The sequence below is a fragment of the Wolbachia pipientis genome, assembly GCF_023661085.1.
In the GTDB taxonomy this organism is placed as follows: Bacteria; Pseudomonadota; Alphaproteobacteria; order Rickettsiales; family Anaplasmataceae; genus Wolbachia.
This window is the reverse complement of the sequence record NZ_JAHDJT010000012.1, coordinates 1-14,317: the sequence shown is the minus strand read 5'-3', so window position 1 is coordinate 14,317 and position 14,317 is coordinate 1. Positions and strand designations below refer to the sequence as shown.

10 protein-coding genes, 1 tRNA gene and 2 pseudogenes are annotated in these 14,317 nt (G+C 35.9%); 5 read left to right on the top strand and 8 right to left on the bottom strand.

Translation table 11 applies throughout. The features are described 5' to 3' along the window. Nucleotides 1–81 precede the first annotated feature (81 nt). From DM84_RS00940 to DM84_RS00930, 3 genes and pseudogenes are all read right to left on the bottom strand, one after another. Nucleotides 82–1,017, bottom strand: coding sequence for an RluA family pseudouridine synthase (locus tag DM84_RS00940; protein WP_410543768.1), 936 nt, complete (start codon nucleotides 1,015–1,017; stop codon nucleotides 82–84). A gap of 33 nt (nucleotides 1,018–1,050) precedes the next feature. Then, the gene (locus DM84_RS00935; protein WP_250777690.1) at nucleotides 1,051–2,781 is read right to left on the bottom strand and encodes a hypothetical protein; all 1,731 of its coding nucleotides are present in this window, start codon (nucleotides 2,779–2,781) and stop codon (nucleotides 1,051–1,053) included. Nucleotides 2,782–2,842: 61 nt separating this feature from the next. Continuing rightward, a pseudogene (locus tag DM84_RS00930) lies at nucleotides 2,843–4,928 on the bottom strand (ComEC/Rec2 family competence protein). Between the two features lie 98 nt (nucleotides 4,929–5,026). Here DM84_RS00930 and DM84_RS00925 point away from each other — a divergent pair. Further along, nucleotides 5,027–5,100, top strand: a tRNA-Met gene (locus DM84_RS00925). Nucleotides 5,101–5,563: 463 nt separating this feature from the next. Here the strand turns inward: DM84_RS00925 and DM84_RS06035 are convergent. Together DM84_RS06035 and DM84_RS00920 are read right to left on the bottom strand one after the other, a co-directional pair. Further along, nucleotides 5,564–5,698, bottom strand: coding sequence for a hypothetical protein (locus DM84_RS06035; protein ID WP_284706092.1), 135 nt, complete (start codon nucleotides 5,696–5,698; stop codon nucleotides 5,564–5,566). Further along, nucleotides 5,685–6,574, bottom strand: a pseudogene (locus DM84_RS00920) (Rpn family recombination-promoting nuclease/putative transposase). The gene DM84_RS06035 and the pseudogene DM84_RS00920 overlap by 14 nt, the downstream one beginning before the upstream one ends. Before the next feature lie 548 nt (nucleotides 6,575–7,122). Here DM84_RS00920 and DM84_RS00915 point away from each other — a divergent pair. Together DM84_RS00915 and DM84_RS00910 are read left to right on the top strand one after the other, a co-directional pair. Next, complete coding sequence (locus DM84_RS00915) at nucleotides 7,123–7,407, top strand: SemiSWEET family sugar transporter (RefSeq protein ID WP_250777688.1); 285 nt, start codon at nucleotides 7,123–7,125, stop codon at nucleotides 7,405–7,407. Then, nucleotides 7,379–8,056 carry a thiamine diphosphokinase gene (locus DM84_RS00910; protein WP_250777686.1) on the top strand — a complete coding sequence of 226 codons (678 nt, stop codon included), beginning with the start codon at nucleotides 7,379–7,381 and terminating at the stop codon, nucleotides 8,054–8,056. Before DM84_RS00915 ends, DM84_RS00910 begins: the two co-directional genes overlap by 29 nt. A gap of 31 nt (nucleotides 8,057–8,087) precedes the next feature. Here the strand turns inward: DM84_RS00910 and DM84_RS00905 are convergent, their stop codons facing one another. After that, entirely contained in the window at nucleotides 8,088–9,023 is a 936-nt protein-coding gene (locus DM84_RS00905) for a hypothetical protein (RefSeq protein ID WP_250777684.1), read from the bottom strand. A 125-nt stretch (nucleotides 9,024–9,148) separates the two neighbouring features. Between DM84_RS00905 and DM84_RS00900 the strand changes: the two genes are divergently transcribed. Continuing rightward, entirely contained in the window at nucleotides 9,149–10,546 is a 1,398-nt protein-coding gene (locus DM84_RS00900) for a malonyl-CoA decarboxylase (protein WP_250777682.1), read from the top strand. Nucleotides 10,547–10,607: 61 nt separating this feature from the next. Further along, complete coding sequence (gene lepA / locus DM84_RS00895; RefSeq protein ID WP_250777680.1) at nucleotides 10,608–12,404, top strand: translation elongation factor 4; 1,797 nt, start codon at nucleotides 10,608–10,610, stop codon at nucleotides 12,402–12,404. A 65-nt stretch (nucleotides 12,405–12,469) separates the two neighbouring features. Here lepA and DM84_RS00890 read toward each other — a convergent pair whose 3' ends face one another. Next, nucleotides 12,470–13,219 carry an SDR family oxidoreductase gene (locus DM84_RS00890; protein WP_250777677.1) on the bottom strand — a complete coding sequence of 250 codons (750 nt, stop codon included), beginning with the start codon at nucleotides 13,217–13,219 and terminating at the stop codon, nucleotides 12,470–12,472. A gap of 9 nt (nucleotides 13,220–13,228) precedes the next feature. Then, nucleotides 13,229–14,053 (bottom strand): YihY/virulence factor BrkB family protein, encoded by an 825-nt coding sequence (locus DM84_RS00885; protein ID WP_250777692.1) that lies wholly within the window; start codon nucleotides 14,051–14,053, stop codon nucleotides 13,229–13,231. Nucleotides 14,054–14,317: the final 264 nt, after the last annotated feature.

Below are 14,317 nucleotides of genomic sequence, written 5' to 3'. Positions count from 1 at the left end.
TCTCTTGTCATTTTAACCTGTACAGATTGGGAAGTTAAACAAATAGCTTCACTACCATGGTAAATGTAACGGCAAAAGTTGTCAAGTAGTTTTTTTGTTTCTATAATTTGTTAGTTCTTCAAACTCATCAATTAAAGTTCTCATATCTTGTGGTAAATCAGAGCAAAAGTCCATATATTCCTTGTTCTTTGGGTGATATAATCCTAGCTTATAGGCATGTAATGCTTGTCTATTGAAGCTACAGATAAAATCGGAGCTTTTAGCGTATTTTGCACTTTTACTGCTATTTTTTCCGTAAACTTGGTCACCAACTATTGAATGTCCCATGTGACTCATATGTACTCGGATTTGGTGTGTTCTGCCCGTTTCCAAAACACATTTAACTAGGCTTGCTTTTCTTATAACTTTCTGCACCGAATAATGGGTAATTGCCAGTTTTCCTGTGGTTTTCGTTACACACATCATTTCTTTATTGCCACGTTTTGGAGCAATATTAGTTTTTATAGTTCCCTGGTTAGAAGGTAATGTTCCCCAAACTACTGCTAAATATTCCCGTTTTATCTTGCGATTTGACAGTAATTCAGACAAAAAACTATGGGCTTCTTCATTTTTTGCAATTACTATCAGCCCACTAGTGTCTTTATCGAGCCTATGAACAATTCCTGGTCTTACGTGGGTATATGGAATTTTACCAAGGTGAGCAATAACTGCGTTCAACAGTGTATCATTGTTTGTCCCGGCACCTGGGTGCACTGTTAATCCACTTTGTTTATTGAGAACCATAATGTCCTCATCTTCGTAGATAATATCAAGTTTTATGTCGTGATTAGGCTCAATTGATGTGGATTCGTTATTAGAAGTAAGATGCACCACATACTCCTCACCTGATTTTACCATGTGATCGTTATTAGTTATAGGCATGCCAAGTAGTGTTACCTGTTCATTTTGTATCAATCTCTGGGCTTTACTGCGTGATATATTGCACTCTTCAGCTATGTAGGTGTCTAACCTTCTCATCACTATTGATATTTAAGGTTATATCTATAGTAACTACCCCACGCACGCTGCTTCAAATGCTGCTTGAATATTTTTATCTACGAAATCAACTTTTGTACTAGGAAGATAGCCCTGTTTTTCAATATGGCAAGTTGTCTGGGAACCGTCTTTCCAGTGGATTATTATCTTGTTGTCAAGGTTCCGCAACGTTGCCTTTTCTCCCAGCTTAATGGATTCTAATACGTAATATAAAAATTCACTTGGTTTGCCGTTGATTTCTTTTTTCCACTCCTTTATTTCTTTTTGTTTAGGGCGTGCTTTCTTAAGTTTTTTTATTTTTTCTCGCTTCTCTTCCATCCTTTCTTCTTTTTCTAGCCGTGCTAATTCTTCATCCAGCTCCTCTTCTTCATCTCGTTGTGGGCCATTAGAGGTGAGGCTGCTAGTTTCAGGTTCACTCGGTTGAGTTTGTTTATTTTTTAGTTCTTCCATCTGTTTTTTCAATTCCTTGACTTCATTTTGCAACTTTTCTGCTTCATCTTTGTATTTTTTTATCATTGCAAAGAATTCATTGTCACGTTGACTACCGTCGCTTGATTCTTTATTTTTTGTAAAGTAGCCTATATACGATCTAACATTGAACGCTTCTGCCTTAGAGTAGATTGCTTTTATCAGATCTGCAAGACTTGGTGAATTCACATCTTCTGTTAGTCCTTTGCCATTATTTAAAATTTTCGAAATTTCCTTATGCAACTCATCTAAATCTTTTTTGATATCCTCTCTAATTTTTTTAAGATGATCGAGAGTCTCTTGAATCTTCTTACTTGAAGGGTTTAGAAGTTTTTTCTCAAGCAATTTATTAGCTTCAGTTAATTGTTCATTTAATATGCTACAAACATCATTTTTAAAACCAGTTAAAAACCTCTCAAACAGCTTCAACGCTTGCGATTGTAAATCGTCCTTCTCCTTACTTTCAAATTTATTTTCTATTACTGATACAACACTGCCTTTTCTAAATGGAAGTAGAATATCCTCATTATCGAATCTTTTAACGGTATTACATGCGTTATCTACTTCATTATTTCTTAGTTTGCTTAATGTTATGCATGCACCAACAATAGCTATAACACCTACTGCTGCAATGAAAGTCCATTGTTTCCAGCTTTGAATATTGACAAAGCCAAATTTTATCAATGCACCAACTACAGTTAGACCACTTAGCACATATGGCACAGTAAGCAAAACAATTTTATTTCTATTCTCTTGTCTTTTGTTCTCCAATATTTTTCCCTGTTTTCCAGAGATTGGTAAAACTATAGAAAAATTTTCTTTTTTGTTGCCTATAAAGCTCATGTCTGGAATAATTTCTATTGTCAATGCATTTTGAGCAATCTCATTTATTCCATCACTTTCTCCGCCTCTAATCTCTCTATCTATTGTATTCTTGCCATTTTTTAATATTTCATCTTTTATTTCTTGCTTGTGTGCATGCTTTATAACAAGAGAAGCTAATAAAATTGTTCCAAGAATAACAGAAGCAAGAGCATAAGCTGACATTGCTTTTGAGTTAAGAATATTTGTAATGAAGCTCATATCATGACTAGTTACTATAACTGCAGCAACATAGGCTAGAGAAAATTGAAGCCAAGTATTCACAGCAACTATGGGTATGGTATTATTTACAGAGTATTTCTTTGTTGCACGCCATATTCTAGTAAGGTATCCGGTAACAGCTACATCGTGATTTATCTTAAAGTTAAAAGGATTTTCTGTAGTACCTGGGTTCATAAGCTTCCTTACATCTTAACTAAATTAATTATATATTAATAACACTTTGAAAGCAAGCTTTTTAACTTAAAGTCGCATGCCAAGACCTGTTGGAGCGCACTTTACTAATCTTTATGTCACTGTTTGTTAACCAAACAGAATGTGTGCCATACGTTTTTAGATCGGCATATTTGATAGTTTTAGTGTTACAGGATGGATAGTTGAATTTGCTTAACTGAATTATTAGGTCAACTTTATCACAACTTTCTACAACATCTTCTTCTTTATAAGCAAGCAGCACTGATTTATTATTCCCTTTGTTATATATGCAGTTATAATCACCACACTTTAGCCTTTTGTTTGAATTATTGAACTTAGTATGATTCAAAACTTGATTCTGCCCGTTTTGCTTTGCCCACGTTCTGACAATAAAGTTCCTATTTTTTCTAGTGAGAGAATATGGCGAATTATCACTCTCCTTTACTGCAACATTATCAACACTGACTAGAATGTCAGGAGTTCTATACGTAATACTAGAGAAAGTGCCCAGCACAATAAAGAAAATTCCAAAGAAACGCCAATTTCTTTCCCACAAGCACAGCCACAATAGCCCAAATGTTGCTATGATAACTGATGAGGCAGGAAAAATGCGAATGGGAATGACCAAATACTGAAAACTAGCGATTGCATTTGTTATATACAAAACACCATCAATTGGGCGCACTATGAGCGGCACTATAATCCACTCAATGCCTAAAGGAATCAACAAAACATGGATTATTCCAAGCGGAATAATAATCAATGTAACTATTGGTATAGCGATTAAATTTGTGATGATGCCGCTGATTGAAAGATAATTAAAGTTGTATATTGTGTATGGAATAGTTGCTAGGCTTGCTATTATTGAGCTGATCATTATCGACACAAAATATTTTATTATTTTTATTTTGAACAGCTTGTTGGCATTAATCTGATAACTAGCAACCAGTGCCAAAACGGCAGAAAACGACATCTGAAAGCCGGGCTTTAAAATCGCTTCTGGTTCTACTATAAGTATCATCGAAGCAGCAAACGCAATTGCTATTAATCCCCGATATTTCCTCTCTATTATTATTGCAACAAGTACCAAGATCACCATAATATACGCACGCTGAGCAGAGATTTGCATACCGGTGACCAGCAGATAAAATGTGGTTGGCAAAATGGTGAAAAATGCAGATATTTTCTTGGTGTTATACTTAAGAGTTAAAGTTTCAGATATTGCAAATAAATTACGCAACACTATAAAAAACAGGCCAGCAACGAATGATAAGTGCAGACCAGATATAGCAAACAAATGTGCTATGCCTGAGTCTCGTATTGCACCATAGTTTTTTGGTCTATTCCGTCTTTTTTACCGATCAGTAATGCGGAGATTATGTCCGCATGTGTTTTTTTGATATTTCGCTGCAGGTTTTCATAAATATATTGACGGAAAGATTCTATATATTCTTGAAATTTCCTTGCTTTAGCCTTTTTGTGCAAAGCTACTTTGCTCGTTGCAAAGCCTGTAGCGCTTATTTTCTGATAATAGGCTATTCTTGCAAAATCATATGCATACTCTGAAGGTGCGATCTTTGGCGGAAAAAGCTTTGCTGACAATTTTATTTGATCGCCTATTTCCACGCCTATTTCCACTTTAGTTCTAACTGATATTCTTATATTGTCTAAAGTAGTGTGGCCAGCGCATGATGCTGGAATCTGTGTATTTTTTTCTGGATCCAAGTGTCTGGGCACTGGGATAACAGAAAGGAGTTTTCAACAGAGAGTAGAAACTGTCTATATGAGCCCTTATTGCTGATATCCTTCACTGTGGCAACGATACTTTTTGCATACCTTTCTTCATCAAGAATTTGAGTATCAACTGAAGCTGTTCTCAGCTTGCTGGCTGTAAATCCTACAAGCACTGCAATCAAGGCGATACATAATATTGCGTACCTTTTGTACAATATTGCAACCAGAATTAGTATAGGTAAAAGCAAGAGAAAAATAGATGTAGTAAAAACACAGCTTGGCTCGGGGCTTAAAGAGAAATAGGTAAAAATTCCTACACACTGACATACAGGAAACCACAGTATCAGGTTATATTTCTCACTGCGTAGGTTGTTTCGTATATAACTAACTATTATGTCAAGAAAAGTCAATAAATACACAAAATGTATGCAATAGTAGGATTTTGTTCTTTTATTTTCTATTATTGTATATATAATAAATAAATAAACAACGACGCGGGGTGGAGCAGCTCGGTAGCTCGTCAGGCTCATAACCTGAAGGTCGTAGGTTCAAATCCTACCCCCGCAACTTGATTCGGTTGTCATTCAATAAAAACGAAAAAAACTACTTGACAACCTTCGCCAGTTCCCTTATTATAGTACTGAAGCTATTATTTATCTTCAGTCTGTGCAGATTAAATGACAAAAAACTCAATGTACTTGGCGTCTTATGTTTAATTTTTTGCACTATGTGCACCTCATGTCTTTATAAACTTTCAAGGTTTTTACCTAGTATAAGCTAAAATGCGCTTGTTAAAGCATTTAAGACAATAAAAAACGCCAATTTAAAAGATAGATAGTGAATAACTAGCTAACGGGGTTTCTTTTGCCTTTTTTTTCGCTTGGTAGATTTCTTAATATTCAGGCTAAAGTTATTTGCAGTTTAAGAGCAGTTAATACCAACCCTTGTAGGTTAAGCTATACTGGAAACTACTGGCAGTGAATCTTATTTGAGTGGAAGACGTTGCTTCTTGAAGTTGTTTAATTTCAATTTAAGTAAGACCAGTGGACTCGGCTATCAAATTGATAGATGTACCAGTTTTAAGTAGGTCTTTTGCCACTTCGATTTTTCCTTTCTCAATACCAACTTCAACACCTTTATCAAATTTTTGGTTAAGACAGATCATCCTCACGTTTTTTATCTTGATCGCACGTAAACCGTAGTTTTTCTATTTCATCAGCAGATAATCCTGTTAACTTAACAATGGTAGCAGCGTTCATACCATCGGCGAGCATTGCTCTTGCTATTTCAATCTCTCTTTCCTTTTTTCCTTCAATTCTACTTTGCATGATGCAGGATAAATTATCATCTTCGCGTTTCTTATCTTGATCATACGTAAAACGCTCTTCTTCACTCCAATTGTATTGGTTCAACTCATCATAAGCTCTGCCGATAATCTCATCACTTCCTACTATTTTTCTCAGATCCTTTTCACTAATTTCATTTGCATATTTAAAAAAATAGCACCATTTTTCAACTATACTTTCTAATTGATCCTCTTTTGTTTTTGGAAATTTCGGTAGTTCTATAAAAGTAAAGCTAAAATCCTTTAGATCATGTTCGAAGGTTTTCTTATCAAGAGTAGCGTGATCAGATTTGTACTCTGGTTTATCAGGAAATAGAACAAAATCAGTGATGGCAATAAAGATAACTCCTTTGAGGTCTTGATATCGGGCATCTATGTTAGCTTGGCTTGAATAAACTTTAGCAGCATAGTACTGTGCGCGTTTTTCGAAACCAGTGGTTCTAGCGACCTGCATTTCACAAATAAATTGCACACCTGTAGAGTCTCTACATAATACGTCAACAATACTCTCTTTTTTAGCAGCAATTTCTGGGTCTTGAATAGGACTTAGAAAGATTACATCCTCTATCTAGCTTCACCAGTACGACCTAAAATATCGTTGAGAAAATGAATTAAAATGTCTTTGTTCTTCTCGGTACCAAAGATACGCCTAAAGGTATAGTTGTTTTTTGGATCCAGAAACTTTGACAAAACCATGAGAAATCCACTTAAAAAGTATTAACAATTATACATTATTTTTTGCAGATATTCAATCCTTTTGTATCTGAACTTTTAAGTCTCGGATGTGTTGATCAAGAAAATGACCTACGCAGATGGCCTTAAAATAGCATCTTTTGTACATCTTTTTGCAAATTCCTCTACAAAGCGCCTTAAAACTCCAAGCCATGAGCCTAGCAGCTGTAATAGATATCAAAGACACCTATTTTGGTGTGGGAAGCTAATCTCCTAACAAAAGTACGAGCGTGAAAACTCAATTACGATTACCTACCACCGTGAGGACAGGTTTATTACCCCCACATTTTACATTATAGAGATCTTGAAACTCAATATCAACATATTTTAGTGGCAAATTTATGTTAAAAAATAGCAAACGTAGTATCGGCTGAGGCTGGAAGCTATTTTTTTGCTTAGTTTAAGCTATACAAAGAAGCTTAATGATATTATTATACATTAGGAGGCACTTTAAAAAGCCGATAGTACAAGACTTCGAACCTGATATTGTTAAAGCAGACGTAGGAAAATGTATGCACACAAATATTGAAGCATTCCTTGGTTTCATCGCGTTAATTACATCTCTAATTGGATTATTACCGCAAGTATATAAAGCATATGTCACTAAGCTTACTCGCGACGTATCGATGCTGATGCTGGTAAATTACCTTATTTGTTCATTATCTTGGATTGGCTATGGTCTCTGTCAGAGTTCAACTTTTGTAATACTTAGCAATGTTGCTGGGTTAGTAATTAGTATAATATTAATTATTCAAAAATGTTATTACGATGCAAAATCTATACGAAGCATTTCATAATCATGTACAACGCTGTAGTATACAACAACAATATCGTTCTATCGTGGTATTGAATGGAGAAATACCTGATTCGTCGTTTTTTAAACAAGGCATACCTATTATTGCTGTAGATGGAGGAGCAAATAGGCTTTTATCAATTGACGTACAACCTGATCTTGTAATAGGAGATTTGGATAGCATAAGTCCGAATCTACGTACTGGTTTAAGCACAGTATATTTACCTGATCAGGATTACTGTGACTTTTCTAAAGCAATGGCTCACTTAAAAACAATTAAGTTGCTGCCATCGATAATAACGGGTATTACTGGAGGAGCAATTGATCACATACTGCAAAATATTAACGTTTTTCTAAGTGCAGGTAGTATCTTTTACACGCCTGCACCTCCCATGGTAGGGTACATCTTAAAAAAAGGCATTACCCATTTTTCTTTGCCGAAAAATACTAAAATATCCTTACTTGGTATACCGAGAGCTCAAATATCAACTAAAGGATTAAAATGGGAGCTATCTTTTGATAAGCTTGCTTTTCCAGGAAAGAATTCTTGCTTTAATCGAAGTTTAAGCGATAAGATATCTATAGAAGTGCATAGCGGTATATGTCTAGCAATGATGTATTTAGAAGCAGTAGATGATGCTGGAGCATCTTAAGTTAAGAAGCAAAGGTTAGAAGGGTTAATCCTCAATTGCCATGAACATGATGATTAATATGAGCAGGAGGTTTCACGCTTTCCAAATGGCTATCTACTTTCAATTGCTTTCTTAAATTTTGTTTTATTTTTGCTTCGAACTTAAATCCTAACTTTTCGCAGAATTTTTGGAAATATTCTTTTATAACATCAAACAGACTCTTGCCACCATCTTGATAGCTTTTTAGCCCCTTGGGAATAGTAAGTGATAATTTACCGTCTTTGTATGTTACACCATCTTTGCCATCTTGAGACTCAAGTGTAAACTCTAGTGAGTTATTTAACTGACATATAACTGCTTCTTTTGGGTCACAACCGTGAGTTAGCAATTTAGTGTCTGTGATAGACATTTCGTTATCGGATTTGATGCTAACACAGTTTCTATTGGTACAGTTGATGTGGATAGTGCTCTGACTTTGAGGCATTAGCTCATGGGGAAAAAGTGCAGGAGCGAGGACGTTTATTACTAGCCCTCCACCATAGTAAGAAGACTGATTACAATTAGTAACTAGCTCTTCTAAAATGGGGTCACTTGGAACTCGAGCTTTGGCATACTCAAACATTTCCTTAAAAATCTCCTTTGCAATTGGGCGATAATTATTGTTTTTCTTTACTTCTTCTTTGAGTAGAAAAACTTGCTCTTCGCTGCTGTAAAGCTTTTTCCCATATGTATTAGTTCCTTTATCAATTAGACTGTGCTTGAGTTCTCTCCATGAATATTGCTTCCAAGCTCTTTCTATCAACGTGTGAATTGAAGTTTTGTCTATAATTTTCTCATTGATAACAAAATTCATTCTGTGAAAATCGCCATGCATTGTTTCACCTGAATTTGCTCCTTTGTTATCTTTTGCGGCTCTTAATTTGCTGAAGTCAAACTTTTTGGCTTGGGCCTTCAATGTAACTATTGGATTTTCCCTTGCTTCTGCCATAACGTTTTTCTCTGTTAACTATGATTAATTATATCATGAAAATTACTAATAATTTGATAACGGTGTCTGCTGTGTAGACTAAGATTTTTCTTTGGTTTAATATAGATGTATGGTAAAAAAAATCTATGACGAAAGAATCACTAGTTAAAACTGATATAGCACAAGTTGAAGATAAGAAAGCAGTAAAAGGCTTTTTTAAAATACTAGGTGAAGTGGCAGATGCTGTAAGATCGTGGATTGGCAATATTAGCCCTGATTTAAGTAGTAGCCGCGATATCGATAGCTTAGTCTTGAAGATGAACGAGTGCTTAAACCCAAAGGGAGGGGAGGTCTCAGCACGTAAGAACACCGTATCTCTTGGTAATCTATATTTAAGTTTATCTGGGAAGGGTAAAATAAAATTTTTGCAGACCCTGGCAGAAAAATTTAATCTGAATAAAGCGGAGATAGATGAAAAAATAAAAGAATATAGGGAAAATCAGAATCCCGAGTTAAACTATAAATTTGAACAGGACTTGATAAAAGTCCTTGAATCACCGCGTTCTAAAATATTGAAGCAGTTTATTTCTTTGCCGGAAGGCCTTAAGTTTATTGTCGATATGCGTTCTGACGTGCTTAAGTTAAAGAACCAATATAAAGAGCTCAATCGACTAGAAAGTGAACTGAAAAGCATACTTCTCTCCTGGGTTGACGTTGATCTGCTCGATCTTCGTCAAATTACCTGGGATTCACCTGCATCGTTGTTAGAAAAACTTATAAAATATGAAGCTGTGCATAAAATTTCTTCTTGGGGTGACTTAAAAAACAGGCTGGATTCTGATCGTCTATGTTTTGCCTTTTTTCATTACAAAATACCAAACGAGCCTCTAATTTTTGTAGAAGTTGCATTGATGGATGGAATTGCAGATAGCATTCAACATCTCTTAGATGAGTCGGTACCTTCAAGTGATCCAAGCAGTGCAAGCACTGCCATATTCTATTCAATATCAAATACCCAAGTAGGGTTGTCTGGAATCAGCCTGGGTAATTTTTTGATCAAAAGGGTTGTGGAAAAACTATCACAGGAGCTTAAAAGTATAAAAACATACGCAACGCTTTCCCCAATACCTGGCTTTACAAAATGGCTGAAAGAAAGTTTAAGCCAAGATATTACTTTATTGGGCAAACTGAATATAAAGCAATCTAGCGCAGAAATTTTAGAAAGCATAGAGCAGTTAAAAACCGATACTGAATGCGAAAAACAATGCTTGCTGAAGCTTTGTGCACATTACTTGCTGAAGGTTAAAAACAGTAGTGGCGGTGCTTATGATCCGGTAGCACATTTTCATTTAAGCAATGGTGCATCAATAAAACAACTAAACTGGATGGCAGACACTTCTGAAAAGGGCATTAGTCAATCAGCTGGAATGATGGTAAATTACCTATATGAATTGTCTAAAATAGATAATAATCATGAGAGCTATATGGTTAATAAGGTGGTTTCTCACTCGAAGCAGGTACTATCTTTGTTAAAGGGGAAGTAAGTAATTGCCCTTGCAGTACTTCAAATGTAAAATAGTTCTGCAATATGTAGAATGGCCATCAATGGATAATATAAGAAATTTTGCAATAATAGCACATATAGATCACGGAAAGTCAACGCTTGCTGATCGCTTGATAGAAGAATGTAATGGTCTTGAAGCAAGAGAAATGACCAATCAAGTGCTCGATTCAATGGAAATAGAACGCGAACGTGGAATTACAATCAAAGCACAGACGGTAAGGCTCAACTACACTGCAAATGATGGGAATCAATATTGCTTGAACCTTATGGATACCCCAGGTCATGTTGACTTTTCATATGAGGTGAGTCGAAGCTTGGCTGCATGCGAAGGTTCGCTTTTAGTGGTGGATAGCAGCCAGGGAGTTGAGGCTCAAACTCTTGCGAATGTATACAAAGCTGTTGACAATAATCATGAGATAATAGTTGTGCTCAATAAAGTTGATCTCCCTGCTGCAGATCCAGAAAGGGTAGAACTTCAGGTTGAAGAAGTAATTGGTATTGATGCAAGTGAGTCAGTTTTAATATCAGCAAAGACTGGACTTGGAGTAAGGGATGTACTCGAAGCAATAGTGACGAGACTTCCAGCTCCACAGGGTGATGCAAACGCTCCACTGCAAGCGATTTTGGTTGATAGTTGGTATGATCCTTATCTAGGGGTAGTGATTTTAGTGCGAGTTAAAAATGGAGTACTAAAAAAAGGTATGAAGATTGTTATGATGTCCAACAATGCTACATACCAGGTGGATAATATCGGTATTTCTACTCCTAAAAAGGTAATGACGGGTGAACTTTCAGCAGGTGAAGTTGGTTTTATAACTGCTTCAATGAAAGAAGTGGCGGACTGTAGGGTAGGGGACACCATCACTGAGGAAAAGAGGCCTTGTAATGAAGCACTGCCTGGATTTAAAGAAGTGCACCCTGTGGTATTCTGTAGCATTTTTCCCAACAAAACAGATGACTTTAAATATTTAAGAGAAGCACTGGAAAAACTACATTTAAATGATGCAAGTTTTACCTTTGAAGCTGAAACGTCGAATGCACTCGGCTATGGATTTCGTTGCGGTTTCTTAGGGATGCTGCATCTTGAAGTTATCCAAGAGAGGCTTGAGAGAGAGTTTGATTTAGACCTAACAGCAACCGCGCCGAGTGTTATATATAGGGTTACAACACGAAATAGTGAAATTCTGAATATTCATAATCCAAGTGATATGCCAGATCCTACAAAGATTGAGATGGTAGAAGAGCCGTGGATTACCGCAACTATAATGGTGCCTGATCAATATTTAGGAGAAATTCTATCTCTGTGTGAAGAAAGAAGAGGAGAGCAAAAAGATCTATCTTATGTTGGTAGCACGACAACAGCACTGATGAAGTATAAGTTACCGTTATCTGAGGTTGTTTTTGATTTTTACGATAGGCTAAAATCAATTTCTAAGGGATACGCAAGTTTGGATTGGGAAATTTCCGATTATCGGGAAAGTCAGATAGATAAATTGAGCTTTTTAGTTAATGGAGAGCCTGTTGATGCATTGGCATGCATTGTTCACAAAAGTAGGGCAGAAAAAAGAGGACGTGAAATATGTGCGCGTTTGAAAGATTTGATACCACGTCAGCAATATAAGATTGTAATTCAAGCAGCAGTGGGTAGCAAAATTATTGCCAGGGAAACGATTAATCCATACAGGAAGGATGTGACAGCTAAACTCTATGGTGGAGATGTAACGCGAAGAATGAAGCTTTTAGGAAAACAAAAGAAAGGTAAGAAAAGATTGCATTCTATAGGAAATGTCAATATTCCACATAATGCTTTTATTCAAGCTTTGAAGATAAATGACTAGCAGTATCTACTTTCATGACACCCTCTTGGTAGGCTCAAGTCATAGTATTCGTACAGCTGTGCAACTTATTCAAGAGATTTGCTCAATGGTAAAATTTGTCCTGATACGTTACAGTCTTCAGAAGCTAACTCCACAAATTTGTCTGTTAGTTTATCAGGTAGTACTAATTCAGGCGTATCCTTTCCAGGAAACGCTTGCTTATACATTTCGCTGTCAACAGGTCCTTCTGGATATACAGCGTTCACGCATAGCTTTGTATGTTTTGTTTCAGATGAATATATCTTTACCATGATTTCTAGTGCAGCTTTACTTGCAGCATAAGGTATCCAATACGGATAGGAAGAAGGAGAAAGTGTTACTTCTGAAGTTATGAATATCACTCTTCCAGAATTAGATTTTTTCAGCATTGGATCTAAGTTTTTTAGCAAGTACCAATTGGCAGTGAAATTTGTGTTCATTACATTCTGTAACTCCTCAAGCTCGCAGTCGTGAACAGGATTCAATTTACCTAAAATTCCAGTACACGCAACTAATATATCAAGAGCCCCAGACTCCGATAATTTTAGGCTTTCTATCATGTTTGTTAGTATCTTTACGTTTTCAAAGTCCAAAAGATCAAGTTGAATTAGCTTAACAGAGCCTTCTTTGAATTCTTCAAATTCCTCAATTTCATTGTACAGTGGCTTGAGATGATCAATAGACCTTGAAATTAAAATTACACATGCACCTTCCTTTACAAACCTTTTTGCAACAGCAGACCCAATTCCACCTGAAGCCCCGGTAATCAAAGCTATTTTGCCTTCTAACTTACCCATTCTTTCTCCTTAGCGAGACTCATTAAAACATTTTAGCTGAAAATTAAACCTTGCTCCATATATAAAAATTAAACTCACTATATAGAAAAATAGTAATGATACTACCACACCACCCAAACTTCCGTATATTAAGTCCAATTGACCAAAGGAGGCTTTTAAGTATTGTTTGAAAGCTGAGGCAGAAGCTGTCCATAGCATAACGACTACACAAGATCCAGGAAACACGTCTGACATATTTTGTTTTACGCTGGGTAGCATAAAGTATAGCCAGGAAACCACTATAAAGAGTACAAATTCGATGAGGAGATATTTAGTGTAACTTAGTCCATGATAGGAAAAATCAATCAGCATTGGCACTAATGTAGAGAACACTATAGTCAGAGTTATAATGAGCGTAATTACTAAAAATTGCAATATACTGAGCACTCTTCTCAATATATAAGGTGGCGAAACTGGAACTTTGTAGGCTTTATTCAATATTGTTCTCAGCCCTTCAATCGCTGACGAGGCTGTCCAAACAGCACCCACAATTGCCAAAGTCAATAAACTCTGTGGTGGACCAGATATTATCTCTCTAATACGCGGCATTAAGGATGCTAGAATGTCCTGTGGCATGTGATCAATTATGAATGCCCAGCCGATGTTATATTGGTCTAAGAAATTTGCAAATGTTGACGCTAAAGCTATTAAAACGATGAGAAAAGGGAATATTGACAATAGGATTAAAAATGATAAATATCCAGCATGCTCCATTCCGTCATTATAAATTGTGTCAATCAAAGCACGGTAAAGACAATAAATAATGCTGTAAAACTTCTGTAGTAACTTATTCACTATATATAAATAAACCAAGTAAGATATTCTAAATGAAATAAAATATATTTTTAAGCAAAACCTTCTAATGACACTGAGAATTGTCATATTTTTTGCTGCCCCTAAGCACTCTTTTTAAACAACACAAGATTTATGTCACTCCAATGCGTAACACTAACCATAGAAACAGAACAAAAAAACTATTTGACAACCTTCGCCGATACCCTTATCATAGTAGTGAAGCTATTTGTTTAACTTCCCAATCTGTACAGGTTAAAATGACAA